This is a genomic window from Anabaena sp. PCC 7938 (assembly GCF_049315035.1).
Lineage (GTDB): Bacteria > Cyanobacteriota > Cyanobacteriia > Cyanobacteriales > Nostocaceae > Anabaena > Anabaena cylindrica.
Genome location: NZ_CP186034.1, coordinates 2,112,863 through 2,138,953, shown reverse-complemented (window position 1 = coordinate 2,138,953; position 26,091 = coordinate 2,112,863). Strand labels below are relative to the sequence as shown.

The 26,091-nt window shown below is 37.5% G+C and carries 21 protein-coding genes and 1 pseudogene; all 22 read right to left on the bottom strand.

Features of this window, described 5'->3' with window-relative positions; genetic code table 11:
- Window positions 1–104: 104 nt before the first annotated feature.
- Window positions 105–4,517 (bottom strand): GAF domain-containing protein, encoded by a 4,413-nt coding sequence (locus ACOWPH_RS09850; RefSeq protein WP_015215210.1) that lies wholly within the window; start codon window positions 4,515–4,517, stop codon window positions 105–107.
- Window positions 4,518–4,632: 115 nt separating this feature from the next.
- Window positions 4,633–5,109, bottom strand: coding sequence for a chemotaxis protein CheW (locus ACOWPH_RS09845; protein WP_015215209.1), 477 nt, complete (start codon window positions 5,107–5,109; stop codon window positions 4,633–4,635).
- 148 nt (window positions 5,110–5,257) lie between these two features.
- Window positions 5,258–5,623 carry a response regulator transcription factor gene (locus ACOWPH_RS09840; RefSeq protein ID WP_015215208.1) on the bottom strand — a complete coding sequence of 122 codons (366 nt, stop codon included), beginning with the start codon at window positions 5,621–5,623 and terminating at the stop codon, window positions 5,258–5,260.
- Window positions 5,624–5,940: 317 nt separating this feature from the next.
- The gene (locus tag ACOWPH_RS09835) at window positions 5,941–7,143 is read right to left on the bottom strand and encodes a response regulator (protein ID WP_015215207.1); all 1,203 of its coding nucleotides are present in this window, start codon (window positions 7,141–7,143) and stop codon (window positions 5,941–5,943) included.
- An 853-nt stretch (window positions 7,144–7,996) separates the two neighbouring features.
- Window positions 7,997–8,701 (bottom strand): phosphonate C-P lyase system protein PhnL, encoded by a 705-nt coding sequence (gene phnL / locus ACOWPH_RS09830; RefSeq protein ID WP_242043041.1) that lies wholly within the window; start codon window positions 8,699–8,701, stop codon window positions 7,997–7,999.
- Between the two features lie 8 nt (window positions 8,702–8,709).
- The gene (locus ACOWPH_RS09825; protein ID WP_422665719.1) at window positions 8,710–8,814 is read right to left on the bottom strand and encodes a hypothetical protein; all 105 of its coding nucleotides are present in this window, start codon (window positions 8,812–8,814) and stop codon (window positions 8,710–8,712) included.
- A complete protein-coding gene (gene phnK / locus ACOWPH_RS09820) occupies window positions 8,765–9,481 on the bottom strand; it encodes a phosphonate C-P lyase system protein PhnK (RefSeq protein WP_422665718.1) in 717 nt (238 codons plus the stop codon). Before phnK ends, ACOWPH_RS09825 begins: the two co-directional genes overlap by 50 nt.
- Before the next feature lie 154 nt (window positions 9,482–9,635).
- Window positions 9,636–10,503: pseudogene (locus ACOWPH_RS09815) on the bottom strand (alpha-D-ribose 1-methylphosphonate 5-phosphate C-P-lyase PhnJ).
- 51 nt (window positions 10,504–10,554) lie between these two features.
- The gene (locus ACOWPH_RS09810; protein WP_015215203.1) at window positions 10,555–11,715 is read right to left on the bottom strand and encodes an alpha-D-ribose 1-methylphosphonate 5-triphosphate diphosphatase; all 1,161 of its coding nucleotides are present in this window, start codon (window positions 11,713–11,715) and stop codon (window positions 10,555–10,557) included.
- 79 nt (window positions 11,716–11,794) lie between these two features.
- Window positions 11,795–12,865, bottom strand: a complete 1,071-nt coding sequence (locus ACOWPH_RS09805; protein ID WP_015215202.1) for a carbon-phosphorus lyase complex subunit PhnI — start codon at window positions 12,863–12,865, stop codon at window positions 11,795–11,797.
- A 6-nt stretch (window positions 12,866–12,871) separates the two neighbouring features.
- Window positions 12,872–13,318, bottom strand: coding sequence for a GNAT family N-acetyltransferase (locus ACOWPH_RS09800; RefSeq protein WP_015215201.1), 447 nt, complete (start codon window positions 13,316–13,318; stop codon window positions 12,872–12,874).
- A gap of 58 nt (window positions 13,319–13,376) precedes the next feature.
- A complete protein-coding gene (gene phnH, locus ACOWPH_RS09795) occupies window positions 13,377–13,970 on the bottom strand; it encodes a phosphonate C-P lyase system protein PhnH (RefSeq protein ID WP_015215200.1) in 594 nt (197 codons plus the stop codon).
- Window positions 13,971–14,429: a phosphonate C-P lyase system protein PhnG gene (gene phnG, locus ACOWPH_RS09790; RefSeq protein ID WP_015215199.1), complete on the bottom strand. Its 459-nt coding sequence runs from the start codon at window positions 14,427–14,429 to the stop codon at window positions 13,971–13,973.
- Window positions 14,430–14,453: 24 nt separating this feature from the next.
- Window positions 14,454–15,293, bottom strand: a complete 840-nt coding sequence (phnE, locus tag ACOWPH_RS09785) for a phosphonate ABC transporter, permease protein PhnE (protein WP_190645357.1) — start codon at window positions 15,291–15,293, stop codon at window positions 14,454–14,456.
- A 205-nt stretch (window positions 15,294–15,498) separates the two neighbouring features.
- A complete protein-coding gene (gene phnD, locus ACOWPH_RS09780) occupies window positions 15,499–16,536 on the bottom strand; it encodes a phosphonate ABC transporter substrate-binding protein (RefSeq protein ID WP_015215197.1) in 1,038 nt (345 codons plus the stop codon).
- A 98-nt stretch (window positions 16,537–16,634) separates the two neighbouring features.
- On the bottom strand, window positions 16,635–17,432 hold the full coding sequence (phnC, locus tag ACOWPH_RS09775) for a phosphonate ABC transporter ATP-binding protein (protein WP_015215196.1): 798 nt from the start codon (window positions 17,430–17,432) through the stop codon (window positions 16,635–16,637).
- A 1,151-nt stretch (window positions 17,433–18,583) separates the two neighbouring features.
- On the bottom strand, window positions 18,584–19,852 hold the full coding sequence (locus tag ACOWPH_RS09770) for a glycosyltransferase (protein ID WP_015215195.1): 1,269 nt from the start codon (window positions 19,850–19,852) through the stop codon (window positions 18,584–18,586).
- Window positions 19,853–19,921: 69 nt separating this feature from the next.
- The gene (locus ACOWPH_RS09765) at window positions 19,922–21,181 is read right to left on the bottom strand and encodes a glycosyltransferase (RefSeq protein WP_015215194.1); all 1,260 of its coding nucleotides are present in this window, start codon (window positions 21,179–21,181) and stop codon (window positions 19,922–19,924) included.
- Between the two features lie 94 nt (window positions 21,182–21,275).
- Window positions 21,276–21,743, bottom strand: coding sequence for a DUF2141 domain-containing protein (locus tag ACOWPH_RS09760; protein WP_015215193.1), 468 nt, complete (start codon window positions 21,741–21,743; stop codon window positions 21,276–21,278).
- Between the two features lie 414 nt (window positions 21,744–22,157).
- Window positions 22,158–23,162, bottom strand: a complete 1,005-nt coding sequence (locus ACOWPH_RS09755) for an NAD-dependent epimerase/dehydratase family protein (RefSeq protein WP_015215192.1) — start codon at window positions 23,160–23,162, stop codon at window positions 22,158–22,160.
- A 218-nt stretch (window positions 23,163–23,380) separates the two neighbouring features.
- Window positions 23,381–24,559: an ABC transporter permease DevC gene (gene devC, locus ACOWPH_RS09750; protein WP_015215191.1), complete on the bottom strand. Its 1,179-nt coding sequence runs from the start codon at window positions 24,557–24,559 to the stop codon at window positions 23,381–23,383.
- Window positions 24,560–24,654: 95 nt separating this feature from the next.
- A complete protein-coding gene (locus ACOWPH_RS09745) occupies window positions 24,655–25,863 on the bottom strand; it encodes an ABC exporter membrane fusion protein (RefSeq protein WP_015215190.1) in 1,209 nt (402 codons plus the stop codon).
- Window positions 25,864–26,091 lie beyond the last annotated feature (228 nt).

Genomic DNA, 26,091 nt, shown 5'->3' with positions numbered 1-26,091 from the left:
CTGATTCCTACAGATGGATAAAATCAGTAGGGCAGGTGATTAGCCTGCCAACACTAGGTAAATGTTACCTGTTTTCATGCACATTTTAGGAGTGCGAATGGGGATTATTTGACTTTGAACTTACTAGCGGTTGTTAATAAATCTTGTGCCATTCCTGATAAATTTTGGAATACAGTAGCAATTTCTTGAGATTCACCAAAGGTCTTATTTGCAATTGAGGCTACATCATTCATTGATGTTGTTACTGTTACTGATTGGCTCATTTGTTTTTGAGTTGCTTCAGTAATACGCTCAATTAGTTGACTAATTTCTGCCGTGGCTAAAACGATCGCGTTCAAGTTTTGGCGGGTTTCACTAACCAGGTTTGTACCTTCGACGACTTGCTGAATACCCATTTCCATTGCTACTGCAACTTCCCCAGTTTCAGTTTGAATCTCTTGGACTAGTTTTTCAATTTCGATAGTAGCTGCTGCTGACTGGCGTGATAAGGAGCGCACTTCATCGGCTACCACCGCAAAGCCTTTGCCATATTCTCCTGCACGAGTCGCTTCAATGGCGGCATTGAGTGCGAGTACGTTTGTTTGTGTGGCAAAGTTGCTGATTAAGTTCACCACTTTAGAGATTTTTTGTGATGATTCACTTAGGCGTTTAATCTTTTTGCTGGTTTGAGCAACAGTTTCCCGAATGGCTTGAATGGCGTTTACTGTTTGATTCATGGCGATATCACCAGAATCTACAGTTTTGTTGGCTTGTTGTAAGGCTACTTGTACTAATTGAGCGTTTGTTACTACTGCTTGGGTAGAATCTACCATCTGTTGAATATCGCTTAGGGCTTGGGTGATTTCATCAGATTGTTCTTTTGCTAAATCAGTCAATCCTACTAGTGAAGAATTGCTATTGATAGAGGTTTGAGCGACTTGTTGAGATGCGGTTTGTACCTGAATTACGATTTGTTGTAATGCTTGCAGAGTCCCATTATAGGCATCGGCAATTGTGCCTAATTCGTCTTCTGTAATTGGGGCGCGGACTGTTAAATCACCACTGAGCGCAGGACCAATGGCTCTGAGTAGTTGAATAGAACGTTGTTGCAGTAATTCTTTAGCTGCTTTTTCTCTTTGGGCTGCTTCTGCTAGTTTGGATGATTGAGCTTGTACTTGTTGTAAGTATTCTGTTTGTTGTAATGCTAGTCCTAGTTGGTCGCTGATACGTGATAACAAGTTAATTTCTGATTCTTCCCACTCACGAGTTCCTGAGTTTTGATAAGCTGCGAGTAAGCCCCAGAGTTTTTCTCCAAATAGGATGGGAGCAATGATGTAAGCTCTGGCTTCATATTTTTCGATGATCTCTATGTAGCATGGATCAAGGGTGGCTGTATAAATGTCGTTGACTATCAGAGTGTCACCTTTTTTATAGCGCCCGCCTTCGTTATTTTGTAAGCAAGGGTCGTTGAGGATGGTTTTGATACCGGGTCCGACTAGTTTCACCCAACCACTAACTACAGATTCGGCGACAAATTCGCCACCCCAATCAGATGTGAATTGATAGACGGCTGCGCGATCGCATTTTAGTAGTAGGCGGACTTCTTGGGTGGTGGTTTTGAAGATTTCTTCTACATCTAAAGATTGACGGATGCGATTGACTATTTTGCTGATGGCTTTTTCTTGTTCAGCTATTTGAGCGAGTTTTTCAGATTTGGACTGTACTTGTTCTATATAATCTATCTGCGATTTTGCGAGGCTGATTTGCAAGCCTATCTGCTCTAAGAAGTTGACTTCTCTGGGTTGCCATTGACGAGTTCCTGAGTTTTGATAAGCTGCCAGTAATCCCCAGAGTTTTTCTCCATAGAAGATGGGGACTATTATGTAAGCTCTGGCTTCAACCTGCTCTAAAACCTCTAGGTGACATTGAGCATGACCAGCTTGATAGATGTCATTGACGACGTAGCTTTCACCCTTGGCATATCTACCCCCTTGGGTTTCTTGCAAGTGGCTATCTTCCCAAACCATTTTAAAGTCGGGAGTGGCAACTTTCATCCATCCAGCACCTACGGATTCAGCGACAAATTGTCCACTCCAATCGGGGTGGAAGCGATAAACAGCGACGCGATCGCATCTTAGTGATTGACGGACTTCCTGTGTAGCGGTTCTGAAGATGTCTTCTAAATCTAAAGATTGACGGATGCGGTTGACTATTTTGTTGACTGTTTTCTCTTGTTCAGCCAGTTGGCTGATTTCTTGAGATTGCAACTGTACTTGTTCTATATAATCTAACTGTGATTTGGCTAGACTAAATTGCGAGCCGATTTGTTGTAAAAAGCTGATTTCTGATTCTTTCCATTCACGAGAACCAGTATTTTGATAAGCTGCCAACAAACCCCAGAGTTGATCGCCAAAAAAGATCGGTACAATGATGTAAGATTTGGCTTCAAATTGTTCTAGGATGGCAATGTGGCAAGGGGCTAGACCTATGGCATAGGTGTCATTAACCACAAAGGTTTCGCCTTTGGCATATCTACCACCTTTTGTGTCTTGTAAGTGGGTATCATCTAAAACGGTTTTGATATTTGGCCCCACTAGTTTTGTCCAACCAGTCCCTACAGATTCAGCTACAAATTCCCCACCCCAATCTGGGTTAAATTTATAAACACCGACGCGATCGCATCTCAGAGCCTGACGGACTTCATGAGTAGTGGTTCTGAAGATATCATCTACGTCTAAAGATTGACGAATGCGGTTGACTATTTTGTTGATAGTTTTTTCTTGTTCGGCTATCTGTGCTAATTCTTCAGTTTTTGACCGGACTGTTGCTAGATAGTCTATTTGGGATTTTGCCAGGTTAAACTGCAAGGCAATTTGAGTCAAAAAGTTGACTTCTGAGCTTTGCCATTCCCGCGCTTCGGTATTTTGATAAGCTGCCAACAATCCCCATAATTTTTCCCCAAAGAAGATGGGGACAACTATATAGGCTTTAGTTTCAAATTGTTCTAATAACTCCAAGTAGCAAGGGGTAATATTTTCTTGATATATATCATTCACCCACAAACTTTCACCTTTAGTAAACCTAGCTCCTTTGCTTTCTTGTAAGAAACTGTCTTCCACCAAGGTATTGATATCTGAACCAACCAGTTTGACCCACCCAGATCCTACTGATTCAGCAACGAAATTGCCACTCCAGTCTGGATTGAAATGATAGATGGCAATACGATCGCACTTTAGAGCCTGACGAGCTTCTTGAGCGGTGGTTTTGAAGATTTCTTCCAAATCTGAAGATTGACGAATGCGATTAACTATCTTTGTTAAAGCTTTTTCCTGTTTAGCAATCTGCGCTAATTGTTCCGATTGTTTTCGGACTTGTTCTAAATATTCTCCTTGGGAGATAGCAACACCAAATTGCAAACCAATCTGAGTTAAAAAGCTAACTTCCCAGTCTTGCCATTCCCGCGACCCGGTATTTTGATAAGCTGCTAGTAAACCCCACAATTTTTCCCCTGAGAAAATGGGAGCAATAATATAAGCTTTGGCTTCAAACTGTTCTAATATCTCAATGTGGCACTGAGCTAGACCTATTTTGTAGGTATCGTTAACGACAAATGTTTCGCCTTTGGCATAACGACCACCTTTGGTTTCTTGGAGATGGGTATCTTCCCAGACCATTTTGAAGTCGGGGGTAACGACTTTTGTCCAGTTATTACCTACAGCCTCGGAGACAAATTGGCCACTCCAGTCTGGATTAAAGCGATAAACACCGACGCGATCGCATTTTAGTAATTGACGAACTTCTTGAGTAGTAGTTTGAAAGATTTTATCTACATCAGGCTGCTGTAAAATTTTAGTAATGACTTTAGCTGCTGATTGCTTGGCTAAGGTAGACTGCTGTAGTTCTTTTTGTAATTTAAAGCTCTGTAATCTGTAGGTAATTTCTGTAGTTATTTGTGCCAGTAAGGTAGTTTCTGTTTCTTGCCACTGCCGTTCTGATCCACAACTATGAACTACCAATAAGCCCCATACTTTACTATCAACAAAGATAGGCAGGCTTAAGCTTGCAACTACTTGAAATTTATCAAGTAGTTGCTTTTGATAAGGAGTAACTTGAATTTGATTAATATCGTCAATGACTACGGCTTCTATATAGTCTTGATTGGTATATAAGCCAAACAAAATAGCTGGCAGATTTTCACCTAAAGATGGAGTCCAGCCACTAGTTCTTGATTCTGCTGAAACAGTTCCAGAATCAGAGTCAGTAAATTTATAAATCAAGGCGCGATCGCCACCAATTTTATCCCTAACTTCTGCTACAGTTACTTTTAATAAAGTATCCATATCTGCAACTTGACGCATCTGGGTTGTTATGTATTGAAATCGTTGCCGCCAGATTTTAAATTCCTGAGTAATAGCGTTAGCTGTAGACTTATCATTATGGCTAACATTTACAACTGTATTACCATTTTGTTTGTCTAATTTTTCTGGTTCAGCAAAGATATTTCCTCTGTCTTCGTTACTTTGATATAAAGTTGTCATTTGTTTACCTTCAATCCTATGTTTTTAGTTAGTAATAGCTTGAACTTTAGAGCCAAAAAAATGTTAAATGATTAATGCAAATTACTTGTTTAATTACTATCTACAAGCAGATTTTTTAGTTGTGATTCCCCCACATAGGTGATTGGATAATTGCTAGAGCATCTAAATTGAAAATCATTTCTTCTGAACCATTTGTGAAGTATCCATGCAAAAAGGGTGACATTGCTGGATAAAATAGATCAGGAGATGAGAATTTCATTTTCTGGGTATCTAGGGATTCAATATCTGTCAATTGGCGCACTAATAATCCCAAGTATTTTCCCTCATGTTCTAACACAATTGCCATCATTTTTGAAAGTGCATTTGAACTTTGTAAAAGAGGTGGATAACCTAACATTTCTTCTAGATCAACCAACCAAAGCATTTCGCCACGCCAGCTATAAATACCCAACACGCAATTGGGCATCTGTGGAACTCCACATATTTCTGTCAATGAAATCCTTAATACTTCTGTAATGTGCTGCAATGAAATTACTGCTTGATCTCTGACTCCCAAATTAAAACTTAAATATTTTTGTTGAGTATCCAACATTAATTTTCCTTTATTATCAGCTATTTTTTAGTCACTATTCAGGAATTAAAACTAATTGATAAATAGTGACTATTATAACAAGGCAGGAGAAAACAAAGGCTTGTTTAATCAGCTTTTTTAGGGGATAGTTTTTTAACCGTAATTTGATTTATTTTTTGATCAGATTTTTCAAAGTATTTTCTAGTTCTTCCCTATCTACTGGTTTTGATAAGTAAGCTTTAGCACCCAACATATTACCCCAAATTTTATCAACTTCACTATTTTTGGTAGAGCAAAAAACTACAGGTATCTGGCTAGTATTAGGATTGTTTTGTAGTTCTCTGCAAATTTCATAGCCACTTTTACCAGGTAAAATTACATCCAGTAAGATGACATCAGGTTTATTAGCATCTATTTTTATTTGTGCTTCTTCGCTACTGGTGGCAGACATTACAGAATAGCCGGCTTGTTGCAAGTAACGGCTAATAATTTCCATGTCAGTTAGTCCATCTTCAACAACTAAAACAGTACTCATAGCAGTTACCTTTTAAATTAATTCCAACTAATTTCAAACCGAAAGCAAAGACTTAGATGTGCGATTAGACAGAATAAACATCCATACAAAACATATACTACTCTGCATTGTTATTCTATCTTCAATCATTGTATAGATATTTTCAACCGTTAATCTACGTATTCAACATAATTTAACATACGTAACTGGTTATTTGGTGTCCTTTTTATAACATTCAAAAAGTTTTATTTGAAAACAAAAAACTACATACAAGTGTTTTCTGATGAATAGTTTTATGACAGCTTTGTCTTGAGTATTAGCGAAATATATTACCCTGATCAAGTTTCGAGGTTAGTGGTATTTCTGATTACTGAGTGAGTCTGTACAGGTAAATATTTACGTATTACAGCTATAACTCGCTCTGCCACTATTGGTTTAGAGATAAAATCTGTCGAGCCAACTACCTTAGCACGAACCCGATCTAAAAGACCATCGTTGCCAGTTAAGATAATTATTGGTGTATTAGCAAAGGTAGGAATACGTCGTAATTGAGTGCAGATTTCATACCCACTAGCTACAGGCATAACCAAATCCAAGAAAATTAAATCTGGTTTCTCTTGAATCAGAATCGGTAAAGCTTGCACTGCTTCTTGAACTTTGGTAAACCTCATGCCATTGCTGGTGATAATATCCCCTAACATTTTACAAACCAGAGGACTATCATCCACACAAGCTATAAGTAGGGAATTTCTGCGCTCAATTTTTCTTGGTTGTCTGGTTGTAGGTTGGTCAGCATCACTGACTTGTAAAGGTGAGTCAGGTATTTCTATTAACTCAATAATACCTTTGAGGATGTAGGGAAGTAAGGAACGAGAAACAGGCATAACATCCTGTTTCATTTTTATTGCTAGTTCCCGCAAAGTGTGTTGCCCATTAATTAAACTGACAAAGTTTTTATATACAGATGGACTCACCATTTGCTGGAGTTGTTCTGTTTTCTTCAATACTGGTGATGAATTAGGAGAAATATTTGCTAAACCGACTTTTGACCAAATTGCCCAAGAGTCTTGCATATGCTTAATCGACATATCTGCACTTGTAAAACTCATTGGCATTTCTAATATTACTTCCTGGTTTAGCTCACAACTAACACAAGCAAAGTCTACTTCCTGTGCTAGGTCAAAAAATAATTCTGCAATTGTGCTTTCGACAATAGCTTGAATTTGTTCTCGTTGGATTTTTTGTCTTTTGTGTAAAATATTTAAGAGGTTGTAGTCCCAGTAATCAATAGCAATATCCTCAGTTCGACAGCGGATTTTATCTACGTCAATATTGGGACAATATTGAGTCATGTGTCTCCGCCAACGTCGAAAGGGATGAGTGCCACCTGTAGCCCATACGATTCGTCCGAGACGATAATAGAAAGTCCATTGTCGCCCTTTGGAACTTTTAATATTTAACTTTCCATTGTATTGAACTTGAGTACAGGTTTTAAACTCATTGAGTAAGTTATGAGATTCTATGAGTTCTGAGTTGGCCATACTTTTTTCCTGATAATCAATAATTCAGCCTCTATCAAATCTATACTAAGTGTACTATAGAATGTGATGCTTTCCAACTTAACCAAGTTAGTTTTTTGAAATTAATTTCCTTGTAATTAATTTCAATTTATGGCGTTTCTCACTCTGGCGATGTGCGAAATTCACCCTTACCTAAGGAGAGGGTGCGCGATAGCGCGAGTGGGGTGTATTTCATGAGCTTGGGAATTGCCATATATCAAATTTATACTAAGCAGATGCAAATATTGTTATTTTGGAAATTGACAAAAGTATCTGACAGTATAAATAACACTCATTAATTTCCTCTTAATATTACTGTGTAGATTTTGTTAACCTTGATTGATAGCATCATTAAGTATGAGTTGATAAAAGATTTGTTAGAATTTACCTTCTTTCGATATTTTTTGAATGTTGTATGCTTTGGCTACCAGTGATGTTTAAAAATTAAACGTATTGACCACCGAATCTCTATTTTACTGTTTATTCACCTGTGAATTAACCGTACAAATGCTGATTTTAAATTTTCATAAATCTTAATTTTTGGTATTTTCAGAATTCTTGCTGGAGAAATAATCACATTCTTGAGATTTTTGAAGAAAGTTTACAAATAATGCACATAATCTGATCAGGTTTGCTGGAAAGCATAGCAAATTTGTGACATGAATTGTTGAGTAAAAAATGCTTGAAATGATGTTAATAAGATCTTGTTTTTTCTATTCTTGATTTTATTAAGTATTCTGAACCGATAGGGTAGCCGTATGACTCCTAGGTCGTCACGCAGGCTATAAAAAGCTTGCATAGCATCTCCTAGATTCTTACCCAAAACGAGAACCACTTAGGGAAAAATTAACTCTCTGTTACATAGTTGATTTCGCACCTCTTCATCATGAAAAATACCAATTAAGGCAGAACCCCTAGCTTGACATTCTTTGAGAAGTTCCACAACTATTTGAGAATTTTTAGCATCTAGGGCTGAGGTTGGTTCATCTAGTAGCAAAATTGGATAGTGAACGGTTAAGGTACGAGCAATATTAACTCTTTGTTTTTCTCCTCCTGAAAAAGTGGTGGGGGAGAGATGCCATAATCTCTCTGGTAGGTTGAGACGATGAAATAAGTTTTGTACTTTTTCAGCAGCGGTTGCTGTGGTTTCTCCTAGTTCTAACAGTGGTTCTGCGGCAACTTCTAAGGCTGGTACTCTAGGAATGACTCGTAAAAATTGGCTGACATAACCAATTGTTTGCTGTCGCACTGTTAACAATTCATGGGGTGGAAGTTGACATAAATCAAGCCAATTACCTTGATGTTTTACCCATATTGAACCGCTATTAGCACGATAGTTGCCATATAAACAACGCATAAATGTAGATTTACCTGCACCTGATTCTCCAGATAAGGCTACACATTCTCCTGCATTTACATTTAGGGATACTGCGTTTAAAACAGGTAATTTCACACCTCCTTGCTGATGTAAAGTGAAGCTTTTTTGCAAGTTTTCAACTTTCAGAAGGGTGTTTGTAGAAATATTAGTTGGTGTTGTCATTAATAAATTCATGGTGTTAAAGCAGCACTCACTAATAATTGGGTATAGGGATGTTGAGGATCATCAAGTACCTGGTCTGTTAAACCTGATTCCACTACCTGTCCTTGTTGCATGACGAGGCAGATGATGTGCTAAAAGCCTGACAACACCAATATCATGGGTGACTAAAATAACGCTGAGGTGAAAATTCCGCACGAGCGATCGCAATAAGTCTAACAATTTTGCTTGCACTGATACATCTAATCCTCCCGTTGGTTCATCCATTAATATCAATTGGGGTTTTGTAACTAAGACACGGGCAAGTTGTAGACGTTGCTGCATACCTCCTGAAAATGTTAATGGTAGGTCATCCATTCGCAGAGGATCAATTTCCACTTGTTTTAACCAATGGGTGGCTTCTTGGCGAATATGACTGTAATTGCGGATACCAACATCTAGGAGACGTTCACCGATATTTGCCCCAGCACTCACCTTCATGCGTAAACCATCACGGGGATTTTGTTGGACAAAGCCCCATTCGGTTCGCATTAACCAACGGCGTTTAGGTTCAGGGATTTGGGCAATATCTAAGTTTTCGCCACTGCGAGTCGAGTAAATGACATTACCTGAGTCAATAGATAGATTATGGGCGATCGCTTGAAGTAAAGTGGACTTACCGGAACCTGATTCTCCCACAATACCGAGAACTTGACCGGGATAGAGATCAAAGGAGATGCGATCGCACGCTTTGATATTACCGTAAGATTTGCTTAGTTGCTGAACTTGTAAAATAGGTTTCATTAGTTATGACAGGAATTATGCAAAAGTAAGGAAGAAATGAACCGCAAAGACGCGAAGAGCGCGAAGGAAAGAGGGTTAAGAGAAATTTTGCGTAAGTCCTGATTAGTTAAGTTCATAAAAATTGAATTTACATATCCCAATCTTGGGGAGCATCTTATCTCTTCTGTTGTTGATGATTGCAGTAATCTGTATCTGAACAAATCCACATTCTGCCACCTTGGTCATCAATTACAACCTCATCTAAGAAGCTTTCTTGAGAACCACAAAATTCACAAGTTTTATCCCATTTTTCCACACTGAAAGGATGATCTTCAAAGTCCAGACTTTTCACTTTTGTATAATGGGGGAATCGCATAAATTCGCTTTTCTCTTCCTGCACCAAATAATTGCAACGCTGGACTCATGTTCAATTTGGGATTATCAAAACGAGGAATGGGACTAGGACTCATCAAATAGTGATCATTTACCATCACTGGATAATCGTAAGCTGTAGCTATATATCCATGTTTAGTAATATCCTCATACAACTTGACATACATACCTCCATATTCCCGATAAGCGTGCATTTTGCTGGTTTCAACTGCTGATGATTCTAACCAGCGTAAAGGTTCAGGAATAGGAACTTGATAAACCATAATTTGTCCATCTTTTAATGGAGTTTCAGGAATGCGGTGACGAGTTTGAATTAGTGTTGCTTCTTCCGTTTTTTCTGTAGTCTTCACATCACAAACTTTTTTAAAAAACCGCCGAATATTCACAGCATTGGTTGTGTCATCTGCACCTTGGTCAATTACTTTTAAAACGTCATTTTGACCAATTACAGCAGATGTGACTTGAATTCCCCCTGTACCCCAACCATAGGACATAGGCATTTCCCTAGAAGAAAAGGGAATTTGATGACCAGGAATAGCTACTGCTTTTAATAAAGCACGGCGAATTGAACGCTTAGTTTGCTCATCTAAATAAGCAAAATTAAAGCCAGTATGTGAATTTTGGGAATTAGGTAATGGAGGACTTGTCATTATTGAATATTACAAAATAGTGTGATTATAGAGGTATATTGCAATACGCTATTACTGATATTTAGCCACTTCTTTGCCACCTATATAAACAGAAGAAATTGCTGAATGTAGAGAATTATGGGGAGATATTAATAAAAAATCAGCATCTAAACCGGGAGAAATTTGACCTTTATAATTACCAATTCCTGATGCTGCTGCTGGATGACTAGAAACCAATTTCCAAGCTTCCTCAAAAGACATTAAACCTAATTCTTGTAATTTAAAAGGGGCATGAAATAAAGAAGGGTAATGATAATCTGAACAAAGGCAATCTAAAACTCCATGTTTAGTGGCTTCTGCGACACTCATATAACCGACATGGGAACCACCACGCACTAAATTAGGCGCACCCATGAGGACTGCTGCACCGTAGTAACGGGATTTTGCAGCTAAAGGGATACTGGCAGGAAATTCTGCGATCGCAATTTGACGGCGTTGACTTAAAGCTACTTTTTCTTCACAATCATCATCATGGGAAGCTACGGGAATTTTATGGCTATGGGCAATTGCAATTAATTCTTCTACTTGTTCATATCCTTGATGTCTATTTTTTTCTGTTTGAGTTAGTAATTCGGTGATTTCTGGTTCAGAAAGGGCTATTCTTTGCCGCAAACCTTTGAGAAGTCGCTTTAATTTCGCTTCATCTCCTGCGGGTGGTAGGTGATCATTAATTGATATGAGGTTTATTTTTCCAGACTCTAGCCAATTACATAATTCATCATGATTTTTAGTGTTAGCTTCTTCATGTCGAATATGAATTTGATGATTACAACTTAAAACCTGTTTTCCAATTCCTAAAATAAAATCAATTAAGGAACGGGCAGAATCTCGACTTCTTAAACCTGGTTCATAGGAATCTGTAATGGAACAGAAAAAGGTTGTAATTCCCGATGCAATTAGGTTACGATCATTGTCAGCAATTGCCATTGGTAATGGAAAATTAACCCCTGGACGGGGGCAAATCATTCTCTCAAAAGCATCACCGTGTAAATCAATGATTCCCGGTAACATTTGCAGTCCTTTGGCATTGATCACAGGAAATTCAGGGGGAGTAATTGTCTGATCTATGTTGATGAATTTTCCATTTTCAATTAATACTGTTGCATCTGGAATCCAACCGTTTGGAGTTAGGATATCGACTGCTTGAATGGCTAGTTTTGTTGTTGATAGCACTGATTTACCTCGTTTTTTGAGAATATGGATTTTTGCACGCAGAGACGCAGAGGCGCGGAGAGGCGGAGATGATGAGTTGTTATTCTTTTGATTGGGTTCTCATTTTTCTGACTAGGTTTAATTCGGCTTGAAAGTCGATGTAGTGGGGGAGTTTGAGATGTTGGACAAATCCTTGTGCTTCTACGTTGTCGGAGTGATAAAGGACAAATTCGATATTTTGAGCGGGATTTTCTACTGTTTCACCTAATTCTTTAGCACGCATTGCCCTATCTACGAGTGACATGGACATAGCTTTGCGTTCGTTGTAACCAAAGGTGAGTCCATATCCACGGGTAAATTGAGCAGGTATTTCTTTGTTACCTTTAAATTGATTGACCATTTGGACTTCGGTTATAGTGATATCAGCGATCGCAATTTCAAATCCTAATTCTTCTGGAAATATCACTACTTCTACTTCTCCCATGCGAATTTCTCCCGCAAAAGGATGGTTTCTGCCATAACCTCGTTGGGTAGAATATGCTAAGGATAATAAAAATCCTTCATCTGCACGGGCTAAATTTTGCAGTCTTGCATCTCTTCCCGCAGGAAAAGTTAAAGGTTGACGTGTTAAATCAAAGGGTTCTGTTCCTGCTTTTTCTGCAATTTCTGACTGCATCAAATCTTCTTGATCTAATGTGTCAATTACACGGGGTATCGGTTCGGTAATTGCTTCTGCTTCTGGTGTTGTCGGGGCTTCTCCTTCAGCCATTAATTTAAAGTCTAGAAGACGATGGATATAGTCAAAAGTCGCACCTAAATTTTGTCCTCCTGGTACATCTTTAAAAATTGCAGATATGCGCCTCTGAATTTGCATTTTACTAGTATCTATTGGTTGGCTATAGTAAAAGCGTGGTAATGTGGCTCGATAGGCTCTTACTAAGAAAATTGCTTCTACTAAATCACCCCAAGATTGTTTCACTGCTAAGGCTGCTAATTCCTGATCATATAAGCTACCCTCACACATGACTCTATCTACGGCTAGGGTTAATTGTTGTTCAATTTGTTCTATAGTTAATTCAGGAATTTTCGGATCACCCCGGCGTTTACTTTGAAGTAAAGCTTCGGCATTTTCAATTGCTTTTTCTCCGCCTTTAACTGCAACATAAGGCATAAATTTTTATTTCCCTACTACACATTTAAAACTCCAACCATGCTGTTCAAATCCTAATTTTTTATAGAATTGATGAGCCTTTTCTCGTTGCAAATTAGAAGACAGGATAACTTTATAACATCCAGCATCAGCACAGATTTGAATTGCGGCTTTTATCATTTCGCTACCAATTCCCTGCCCTCGCAATTTAGATGTAACTGTGACTGCATCTAAGACTGCAAATTTGTGATATCCTCGATTCAGCATTGTAGGAATATAAACAAGGCTAAAAGTACCTACAGGTGCTTGGTTTTGAAAGGCAAGATAAATTTGATAATTGGGAGTTTTAGTAATAGCATCCCAAATTTCTTCAGCCTTTTCTTTTGCTAAAGGTGTTTCACCATCCATATCGGCATAAAGCTGAATTAATAGTGATAAATCTTCACGATTTGCAGTTTGAATATTAAGAGACATAGGTATTGTTTTTTATTTAATAGGGCTTAATAACTTTAATCATAATTAATGAGAAAATTTATTCTAAATTCCCTGATTTTGTAGTGCGTGGTAGACCAATTACAGAATTTTTTGCGAATAAAAAGGCATCTAATCCTAAAGGGTAACTTTGATGATTTTTTGCCCAAGATTCCCAAAAATGCAGAGGAACTTGGGGAGAAATAATTTGTTCTTTTAAAATCCCTGGTGCTGTCAATACTACTGTTCTTCCTGCTGAAAAACTTTCCAGTTGAATTAATAATGTTGTAGAAGTTTCTGGCTTTTCAGGTGTACCAGAATTGAAATTAGATAATTCTGTAAACTTGTCTATATTTTGAATTACTGCAAAATCTGCCTGTTCTGGTTGTGTGGTAAAACGGCAACCTGTATGAAATAACAACCAAGCTTTAACTTGAGGCTCAAAACTAGGCTGAAGCCATACTTGTACATCTAAATCAAATAATGTTAAACAAGCTGCTGCACAACCAGAATTTAATCCTTGAGGAATAGTTAAATTAGCCGTGATTAAATATGGTGTTCCCGGTCTAGCATGGGCATCTAGTAACGCTCGAAAAGTCTTCTGTGAATCATGAATTGGGTCTGGAAAACCTGGTAAATGTGTGATTTGATTCATCTATGCTTCCCCTCTCATCATGGTGAAGAAGTCAACTTTTGTGGCAGATGTTTGACGTTGTTTGAGTTCTTGTTGATATTGAATTTCTGTTTGCAGAGGTTGAATTACTTGAGTGTGAATCTGTGCATACCAATCGGGGCATTGTAATAAGGCATCACACAGGGCTGCTAGTTCAGCATGACGGCGCGATCGCCCTCCAACATAACCAAACCCACTCACAGCATCATTTCCGTGGCTTTCTAGCTGCACTACACAGCGAGTAATTGTCATTTCTCCGAGATTAAATGCCTCTCCTGTCCCTCCTGCGCGTCCTCGCACCATTGCTAAACCAATTTCAGGCGATCGTAAAAAGCTATAGTTTGGTAATGTTCCTAATTGGTTGACAAGTTTTTCTAGACTTTCTAAGTTCGCTTTAGCTAATGTTGCTATCCATTCCTGTCTTTGGTTTACAGTTGTCATAAATAACTTTTTGATAATTCATTCCTAAACTAACCAATTTCTTACCTTAGCTGATAGTACATCAATAATGCTGGTAGCTGAAACCAAAATAATGAGAATTGCACAAATTTTTTGGTACTCAAAAGAGCCAAAACTCTGATACAAAGCAATTCCAATCCCACCAGCACCAACAATTCCTAATACCGAAGCTGCACGAACATTAGCTTCAAATCTATAAAGTGCAAAGGAAGTCCATAAAGGCATAACTTGGGGAATTACACCAAATATAACTTCTTGAATTTTGTTAGCACCTGTGGCTTTTATGCCATCTACTTGACCTGGTTCAATTGCTTCTACAGTTTCAGAAAATAGTTTACCTAAAATACCTAAAGTGTTAATAAATAAAGCTAAAACTCCAGCAAACGGACCTAATCCGACAGCGACGACGAAAATAAGTGCAAAGACAATTTCGTTGATTGCCCGCATAGCATCTAATAAACGTCTTGTTGGTTGGACAATCCAGACTGGACACATATTTTCTGATGCTAATATGGATAAAGGAACAGCTACAATTGTTGCCATTAATGTTCCCCAAATTCCCATTGATATTGTAATCAAAGTCTCTGATAAATAATATTTCCAATCACTAAAATCTGGTGGAAAGTAGGCACGGATATATTCTGCCATATTTCTACCACTCCCAGATAAAGCAGTCAAATTAATTTCGCTTTGAATATAGGAAAAAATTAAAGCAGCAACAGTGATGATTGTGAAAAATACTCTATTTGTAGTTACTAGTTTTTTTTCTTGGTTTAGCATCTCTATTACCACAGGAGATGTGGTAAAACTTTGATGATTATCGTGGATGTTTCTTATTTCTACCATTGTTAATGAGGACTAAAGCTGTGTGTCACATTCAATGCTTCTTAATATAGCAATTCCCAAGCTCATGAAATACACCCCACCCGCGCTGTCGCGCACCCTCCCCTTGCTAAGGGGAGGGTTGGGGAGGGGTAATTCATGAATTACCTCTACTCTCGTTTTGTTGTGCGTAAGTCCTGGTAAGTATTAGTTTAATCAAATGATTAAATTACTTGGGTTGAATTTCTTTGAGTTGTTTATTTAATTCGTCTAATTTGGTTTTCTTCTCTTCCGCACTAATATCATCTTTAAATTTCGTCTCTTGAATTTTCTTAGAAATATCAAGTTCTCTAATTGGATTCCACATTTTATCTTCAGCCGGAGCAAAACCAGAAATTTTAAATGGGCTTAAAACTTCTTTATCTTTATAGTTATAGAAGAAATTTTGAAACTTCTTTTTAATATCTTCTGGTAAATCTCGACGATACGCTAGAGGATCACTAGGGATCATCGGTGATTTCCAGATCACTTCAATTTTTGCTCTAGCTTGGGGATTGGTTAGCTGTAGTCTTGCTAAAGCTTCATCACTAATTGTGGCTACATCTATTTGTTGATTAGCAACAGCTAGAGCGCAAGCTTCATGATTACCCGCAAAAATCAGCCGTTTGAATGCTTTTTTAGGATCTATATCATTTTTAGCAAAGATGTAATAACTAGGTACTAAAAATCCAGATGTAGAACTGGGATCGTTAAATGCAAAGGTGAGTTTACTTGCATTTTTGATGACGTATTTATCCCCACCTTCGGCTTTAGCTGCATTCAGAATAGGATTATTTTTGTTAGTAATTAAATGAGAATAGTAACCTTTTGTGCCATCTTCAGCAACAACTTGAGCAAATACTTCTGCATCAGCATTTTTTGTAGCTTCAATGTAGGATTTACCACCTAACCAAGCGGCTTGAACTTTACCAAATTTCATTGCTTCTATAACTGCTGCATATTGGGTGACAAAGAAAGGTTTGATAGGAATCCCTATTTCTTTAGACATTGCAGCAATCATTGGTTCCCAAAGCGGCTTTTGGTTGGCTTGAGATTCTGTAGAAAGAATGCCAAAGTTAATCTCTTTGATTTCAGCTTTACTAGTTGATGAAGTGCTGGTGGTAGTCTCTGAATTAGTATCAGCAGAAGTACAAGCAGAAAGGATTTTAGCACTGGCTAAAGTTAGGGTAAATAAAGAGGTTTGTTGAATAAATAATCGTCTGTCCATTTTTGCTCCTGTATTTTGTAGTTAATTGTGTGTTGATAATACCCTAAACTTCAATATTTTTGTAATTATAATTTCTGCTAATTGAAGAGCTATATGTATTAAGCTAAAAGTTCTCCATGTCCTTTCATGACAAGTTCTGCTGTCGCTGCACCATAAATTTCATTGAGCTTGTTGTCATTCATTTCTGAGATTGCACCATCAAACATTACTTCTCCATTTCTTAAAGCAATGACACGATGGAAGTAATTGCGGACAATTTGGATTTGGTGCAACGAAGCTACGATAGTGATGCCATTTTGTTGATTTAGTTCCACCAACAACTCCATAACTTTACGTGCAGATTCAGGATCTAGGGATGCTATGGGTTCATCTGCGAGGATTATTTTTGCTCCTTGCATCAGACAACGTGCGATCGCAACTCGTTGTTGTTGTCCACCGGATAGCATTGAAGCTCGCTTATAAGCTTGTTCTAAAATTCCTACTCTTTCTAATGCAGATAAGGCTCGAATTTTCTCGGCTTTTGTAAATAAATGTAATGCTGAACGTGCCAGAGATAACTTCGCTAAGTTACCAACCAGAACATTTTCCATCACTGTCAATCGGTTCACCAGATTGAATTGTTGAAAAATGCAGCCTATTTGACTCCGCAAAGCCCTGATTTGAGAATGTAATTTTCCGTCTGCTTGTAGAATGCTACCAAAAATTGAAACTGATCCTTTATCTGCATTCTGCAAACCATTGAGATGTCGCAATAAGGTAGATTTCCCAGAACCTGATGCACCTAAAAGTGCCACCATTTCTCCTGCGTAAATTGTACAAGATAGCTGATTCAGTGCTGATTTACCTTTGAAGCTTTTTGATAGTTGAGTAACTTCAATTGTCGCTATAGTAGTCATTTTTTGACACTTAAATAACTGTGAATAAAACTGTAATCCCACTTGGTTAAGGAATAACTAAGATGAGAATAAGTTGTGATTTCAGTAAATGACAACTAAGGGTAATTTATTTAACTACAGCAGAATCCAGTAGTCAGGAGTGAGGAATCAGGAGTAAAACTGGCTTGCTGTCTGGCTTTGAATTTAGATTCTGTAACTCATTGATCTGCAACCCGCGTATTTAGATGATCTACTATACAATGCGTAGGTGATAGTAGTATACACTTCGGTTTGTAGAGGGGAGTATCCCAATTTGGCAAAAACATCGCAAATCGTCATTTTGATAGCGAAACGTCTCGAATGGACACACTTTATACCCTATTCTACACAAGCTACATCATGACGGTAAACTTACACCTTTGTGATGCTACCTCTTAGTGTCACCATGTCATACTGAGCATAACGTAGTGAAGGGAAGTATCTCGGAGATTATTTACTTCGTTCAGACATAGATTTAAACCCTTTCATTTACCAAAAAAATTCTTCATTCGGTGAAATATTTAAATCTGTTAAATCAGGGATAAAAAAAAGCCCGCAGCAGCGGACTTTGGACATTGGATAAGGTTAAGTTGTCACCAAGAGAGCCTACAAGATGTTAGACTTGTTTGTATTTTTGCTGACTTAATCACAAAAATCAAGTCTATAAATGTAATTTGTAGGACATAATAAAAGGAGTTTTGTCTGGTAAATAACTGATTCTAATTTTCCCCAACATATTTATTTACTGCTTGGGAGGGATTAATAAAAACATAAATTTGATATGGTGAACAAAAAAAGCAAAGGTCAAATAAAAAAATATCATGGATTTTCATTTATTTATCTGACAGCAACTAATTAAATCAGCCTAAAAATTAGACATTATGCCAGAAATTTTGTCTATATTAACTGAGAAAAAAAGACCCCATAAATCAATATTTATGAGGTCTAAAGATTTTAGGCACAGTTGAAGATATTATCAATCATTTTATCAATTAGAGCAGGTCATTTCTCCATTGATAAAACTCTGGCAGAGGTTGCTAATATCTCATCCTTGGAACCTAAAAGCCCACAGGTCAATTATTTCCACACTCTATCAGAGATAATTAAAGTTATGTAGCCAAATTGGCTATTTTTTATTTGGAAGTCCCTAACTCAACTTTTGTAGGCATTTCCACTAGCTGATAGAGCCTATCTTCAAACTTTTGGGTACATACTGACCAATCAAATTCCAATATAGAAGGACGAGCTTGCTGAGATAATTGTGCTTTGAGTTCAGGATTTTCGAGAATAGTAATAATCTTTTGAGCAAAATCTTTGGGGTTATTTGGTTGAGCGAGAAAGCCATTATGACCGGGTATTACTTGTTCTGCCGTTGAGGGAGCAATAGCCGCAACTAAAGGAGTTCCTGAAGCTAAAGCTTCATTATTTGTAGTACAGAAGTTTTCGGTAACTGAAGGGTTAATAAATACATCTGCTCTAGCAAACCATCCTAAAAGTTCTGTGCCGTGAGACTCACCCCAAATAGTCACACCAGATGGATAATTTTGAGCGCGACGACGAATTTCTTGATCTAAAGGACCACTACCAATAATGACCATGTGAACATCAGGAATTTTAGCTGCAATCAAAGGATATGCATCTAAAAGTTGAGTAACATTTTTTTCTGCGGTAATACGTCCGACAAAGAGAATAGTCGGTCGCTTATCTTCAGGAATTGGATTATAACAAATGTTACGGGGGTGAAATTTTTCACAATTAATCCCTTGATAAGGCAGGTATTCAGCAGTTTGGCATTTTAGTTTTTGGTATTTAGATAATTGTTCTCTTGAAGGAAATAAGTTGAGATTATAAGACTGAGTAAATTGCTTAACTAAAAGTGGAATAATGGGATTGACTAACTTGAAGAATACATCTCCTAGGTAATATCGAATATAGGCCACAATATCCGTATGAAAAACTGAAATAATAGGAGTTTTAGTTTTTTTGGCGTATTTAACTCCCACAGGACGGCCGTAACCTTGTAAGTAAAATGAGTATAATCCTCTCATTTGCGCCGCTTCTTCAACTATGATGATGTCCGGCTGGAATCGTTCTAGTAATTTAGTATCGTTCCAATGCCGATAGTTTAATGGTTGGGGTAGAGATTTGTATAAAATCAGCGGTTTTGTAGGAAAGGCAAATGATGAAAAATTGGGGAAAGTTTCTAGTTCTTCTAGTCCCGGCATGGGACGATTACCAACTTGCTTAGGATACAGATTATTGATTTCTGGGTGAATGAGAAAAACTTCATGTCCTTGTTCAAGTAACCAACGCACACGTTGATGTACTGCAACTGAAACTCCTGTTAAAAATGGAGCAAATAATCCTGTAAATAATGCTATGCGGAGAGGTTTGTTTTTCATGGTTAAAGTAAATATTTCATGAAAATGCTGGTGTTGGAATTTTTTTATCAACTAAATACCAACATGAAATTACAGAGAAAGTTTGCCATCAATTGGTTGATCTAACCATTGATAAGGGTGATATTCAACTAGGCGAATATTCCAGGGGCCTTGGACTCGATAGGTAAGACCACGCCAGGTAACGGTTGACATCCAGAGAGAAGATATCATTGCTAATCCATAAACCCATTGTGTCAAAGGAATGGCAATTAACATTTTCATGATTGTAGCCAGTGACACTTGAGCGATTGTTTGACCTTGAGAGCGAATTACTTCCTGTACTCCCAGTTCCATGACCAACATGAGCAAGAGTAATCCGATGGTATAGACGCTATAAGACTCTAATAAAAAAGCTGCATCTTTCCATTCTGCTGCTAACAAAAATCCTAAACTTAAGACGATAACTAGAGTAGGAAATAGAATACTGGAAACAGCATCACTAACTAAAGCCAACCAATTGGGGTGATAAAGTCGTGAACAAAGTATTAAGCGTTGGAGAGATGCAAATAAATTTGGTAAATCGCATTCTTCTCGATTAACCATTAATAAAGAAGGAACAAACTTAATTTGCAATTTGTGTTTTTTGATGACTTTATGCATGAGCATATCGTCACCGAAAGCTTCTCCCCATTTTTCAAGTAGTTCTGTTTTGTGCAGAAGTTCTGTTTTGATTGCTAAACTCCCACCCCAAGGAACTTGGAATAGGAACATTTGCACGACGGTGGAGACGTTGCCGGCATAGCGCACTAAAGAACCCCAATAACTACCTGTGGGTAAGTACCAACGGTTTCCTGTGGTTAGTCCGACTTTGGTATCGGTGAGAGGACTAACTAATTCTCGCAACCAATTGGGGTGAACTATGGTATCTGCATCTACTAAAGCAACTACTTTGTAAGAGTCATCTAAGTCAGAGACGGCTTGGACTAAAGAGCTACATTTGAGACTACAATTGTGGCGGACTGTTCTCAAAGTGCTAATTTGGACATTAGTTGCAGCAGTTTCTGCGATCGCTTCTTTGGCAATTTTAAACGCTGGATCTTCTGGACTGTCAACGATCAGCTTTAAATCATACTGCGGGTAGTTTTGCTGTAAGAGCGATCGCACACAATTAGGTAAAAATGGATCTGCACCTCTTAAACACAGAATTACTGCCGTTTTGGGTAACTCCTCATCTGATAAAAAAGGTTGTTTGTATGAGCGCAGATACCACAAAAAGACTAGCGTTAAACCTACCTGAATCACCAGCCAACCCATCAAAGAGTTAGACAAAAATGTCATCAAATCTTGCATGAATCTATCGTCTCCGGAAAGATGAAGAGGTGGGAAGGTGAGGAGAATTTTTATCTTTACTTCTATCTCCTCCTTATTTCCTGTTCCTTGTTCTCTAGGGATCAAGAGAATATTTAATATTTATATTGATAGTTGTATTTCTGTCCATTTTAAAACTAGCATCGCGGAATTTTGGTGTACCAGTTTGGATAGAAACAGTGGGATTTTTGGAAACACCAAAACCTTCTTGCGGAATCCCAAAAAAATCTTTATTGAGTTTGCGGTCGCCATTTTGATCATCAACTACAGCAACAGCATAAGTCCCAGCTTTTAAACCAGAAAATACCTTCTTTACAGATTTGCCAGTAATTTTAGTACAGCCACTTTGGACTTCACTAGAATTATTTGTAGGAAATCCTTTTTCAGAAGCATAAATTCTCAAGCAAACCTCACCAGTTTTGTGACGGATATTATTCACCACTACGGTCAGTTTCATGTTTGGTTCTGCATGAACTGTTTTCGCACAACTGAGAGTTAATAAAGTTGCAAACAATAGATAAGAAAGGCGTGTTAGCTTCAACATAAGCTGATAGTTGTATCCAGGTAAGATTGATATACTTAAGTACTTGAATAAAAGCTACATATAGAAATCCTACATCAACTCTTAATCATAAAATTCCATCCACATTTTGATAACTATCCTGAGGAGGTATTATTTTTCAAGCATAATTATGTATGGGAATTAGAGAGTTTTGAAACGTAATAGCTGATGTGTTGAAAGTTTCAGATTCTCCTAAATCTTCCTTAGAAAGGAGGACTTTAAAAAAGTTATTTCTCCTTTGTTAGGTGGATTATGGAGATATCAATATAAGCATAAATTTTCAAACATCACTATTACGCATTAATGGAAAAGACGAAATATAATGAATGGTTTTTAGTCTCTTGTAGCGTGCCTCAAATGTAAAAAGTGTAGATGCATTATCTGATTAACAAAAAATTATTTCATTAATTTTTGAAGATCAGTTTTTTGCAACCACTCATGTGTACGTCGCATTCCCTCTTCTAGGTCAACTTTGGGTTTATAGTTTAAGATATTTTCAGCTTTAGCAATAGAATAAGCATAGGGACGACTCATGAAATCAACAGACTCAGGAAGAATATCGGCTTTTTTACGAAACAGCTTTTGTCCTTGGTGACGCACACGAAGAAACAACTTCATTTCTTCTTTAGGAAGAGACATCGGTGCAGGTAAATTTTCCATTGCTGCTAAGTGAATAAAATACTCTTTCCAGGAAGTTTTTTCTCCATCTGTGATATTAAAAATTTCGCCATAGCTTTCCTTTTCCATAGCTAAGAAAATGGCATCAATCAAATTATCTATATAGAGATGATTCATGACTCCCTTACCATCATTTGCATAAGCAAATAATTTTTGTCGCATCATCAAAACTGGTCGTACTATCCAAGGAATACTTCCTGGCCCATAAACATCTCCAGGACGGATAATGATAACACCAAAATCTGATGGTGAATTTAATTTTAATAGTTCTGTTTCCGCTTCAATTTTTGTTTGACAATAAGGATTATTATCTCCAGATAGTAACCCTGATTCTGTAACATTATCGGCATAGTCAAAGCCATACACTAAAACACTAGAAAGATGTACAAATGTTTTGACACCAGATTGCTTTGCAGCTTTAGCTATATTGAGAGTACCACCAACATTTATCTCACGAAAATTCTTCAGTTCTCCAGCTTCTTCAGCAAGTTGAGTGGTATGTAGAACAATATCGACTCCTTGGCAAGCCTGTTGGGCAACTTTTGCATCAGTGATACTACCAACAATGATTTCAACTCCTAAATTTTGGAGATTTTTATTCTGCGCTGAAGAACTTTGTAAGCCTCGTACTTTCATTCCTTGAGCGATCGCTAACTCGGCTGCACGTAAGCCGATAAATTCATCAATGCCAGTGATTAGAAGAGTTTGGCTGTGAAGATTCATAGTACAATATTGATGGGTAAATATGTTGACAAAGAAGAATACAGGAGTTCAGAAGTTCAGGAGAATCCTAGATGGGAGGACATACTGAAGTTCTGGCGACTGACAGAGAGAAAGGGTCACAAGCCCCCCACTGCTACCTTTCAGGTAGGGTTTGAATCTCCATTTGAAAGACATTCTGAACTTATTTCAATTAAATTACTGAATTTATGCTAGATTGACTAGAAAATATCAGCCGGGTCTGCGGAGCGCAGTTTATTAATAGCTAATGCTCCAGAAGTTATACAAATTAAAACCGTAGATGTTAAGACAATTAGTCCATTATTAGGAGTCATAATGATAGGTAGCTTAGTCGATTTCATGGCAAAATCATATAGCATCAAGGAAACAATAAACCCTGGTATATAAGATAATATTGCCAAGATTAACGCCTGTTGAAAAACCACATTTAATAAATAGCCATTAGCATAACCAATAGCTTTTAAGGTTGCATAGGCAATAAATTGAGTGGCTATATTGCTATATAAAATTTGATAAACTATCACCACACCAACCACAGAAGCCATTGTTAACATGAGATTAAGAATGAAACCAATAGGAGTTCTTACAGACCAATATTGTTTTTCAAAGTCAATAAAGCCTTGACGAGTAAAAATCTGCACATCATTGGGTAAACTTGCTTTCAAATTTGCTAAAATCTTATTTGCATCAACGCCAGATTTGAGTTTAATAATACCTACATCTATCTTTTCTACAGGACGACTATTAGGATTTATCCTCAAAAAAGTTGAGTCACTCACAATCAAATTGCCATCTACACCAAAGGAAGGCCCTAAACTGAATAAACCACCTACTCGAACTCGATAACCTCTTGCGGCATCAAAAGGAAAAATTTCGATTGTTTGTTCCGTGTCACCGCGCTGAAATTTTTCTGCTATTGGCCCAAATTCTGGTCGAGAATCTCTGTCAAATAGCATGACATCAGGAATTTTGAGTTTATCTAAATTCTGCTCAAGTTCGGGGATATTCATGACTGGTTTTCCTGGATCAAAACCAATTACGTATATTGAATATTTTTCACCAGTTGCAGGATTTTTTAATTTGGCAAATTGCAAGTACATTGAACTCACAGACTCTACACCATCAAACCCTAATGTTTGATGTAAACGAATCCGAGAAAAACTTTGATTTGAGGTCAAAGATTTATATTGAGAACTAACTAAAAATAAATCACCTTTGAGGTTTTGATGTAATGCTGTAGCACTAGAATAAAGTGCATCTTGAAACCCTAGTTGAATAAACATCAACAGCACAATAAAAGCAATTCCGGCTACAGCTACGACAAAACGTACTTTTTGCTGGACTAACTGTAGCCATGCTAAAGGAATTTTGATATTCATATATTTGTCTTTAGTTGTTAGTCATTAGTAAGTGGTATGTGGGTGATTGATATTCCCATATCTCCATCTTTTCCTATTCCTTATCTCGCTAATGACTAGATTTGAATAGCAACGTCTACTTGCAAATTGGTGAAACGAGATACCTTTTGAATATCAGCAGGGCTATCAATTGATATTTTGACTTCAATGATTCTGCGGTCTGTATCTGAATAGGGGTTAATGCTAAAGATGCTTTGTTTGTCAACTTGCCAACCAACTTCCTTCACTGTTCCCTGTATTTTGTCAGGAAAAGCTGGGCTAGTGATCATAGCTTTTTGACCAACCCGTACTTTTTGAATATCAGTTTGATAAACTTCAGCAATCACATTCATTTCCGATATTTTACCAAGTTCAGCAAAACCAGATGTAGCGATTACTTCACCATTTTTGGCATGAATTTTCAAGACTCTGGCATCTATGGGGGATTTGATGTAAGTTAAATCGTGGTCTGCTTTGGCTTGTTGAATAGCAGTGTTAGCACTTTTGACTTCACTTTCTGCTAACTGAACATCTACACTACGTACTTCTTTAATGCTGTTGAGTCTAGCGTTTGCTTCCTTAATTTGATCTTTCAGAGTGTCTTGAGTACGTATAAGAGAAGCTTTGGCTTCTGTTAACTGTTGTTGTGTTATTTTGAGTTGTAAAGCCCTGCTATCTGCTATGGAAGCAGAAACTGCGCCGTCTTTATATAATTGTTGATAGCGATCGCTCTCGGTTTGAGCATTATTTACTTCTGCTTGGATGCGGTTAATTGCTGCTACTTGAGCCGCAATATCACCTTTTAATTGTGAATCTAAACGAGTGACGGTGGCTTTTTGAGCATTAATATCACCTGGTTTAGCCCCAGCTTTTACCTGAGTTAGTTTAGATTTAGCAATTAGTAGTTTGTCAAAAGCTTGTTTGATAGCAGTTTTAGAACGAGCATAGTCATCTAAATAAGCTAATATTTGTCCCTGTTTAACTTCGTCTCCTTCAGCTATCAATAGTTTTTCGACACGCACACCGTTGATAGAATTAGGAGCAGATAAATAAGTAATTTTACCTTTTGGTTGCAATCTTCCCAAAGCAGTTACAGCAACTTTGCCAGGAGTTGTTTGAGGAGAAGCAACTGAGGAAGACTGTAGCTGAGAATTAGGTTGCGTCTTCAATTGAGAAAAACTGTAAAAAGATGCGAAACCAGCAGCTAACGTAATAGACGCAGCCAAAATTATTTTCCATTTCATAGCAGTTTTTTTCAATAGTTGGCTTTCTTTGTTTTCTGCCATATTTTTATTCCAAGTATTTTCTGTTCGGGGATAGTTGTGATACCTATATCAGTTCAATGTCAGATAATTTTAGATTTCGGATTGATTACACGGATAAATTTGGGTGTCTGTATCATCAAGGAGTCATTGATCATAGATGGCTCCACAGATTACCTAAAAAAATTATCCTGAATAGTTTTAGTGTCCGCAAGTGGATAGACTGAGTAGCTGCCAAAGATAACATGAACA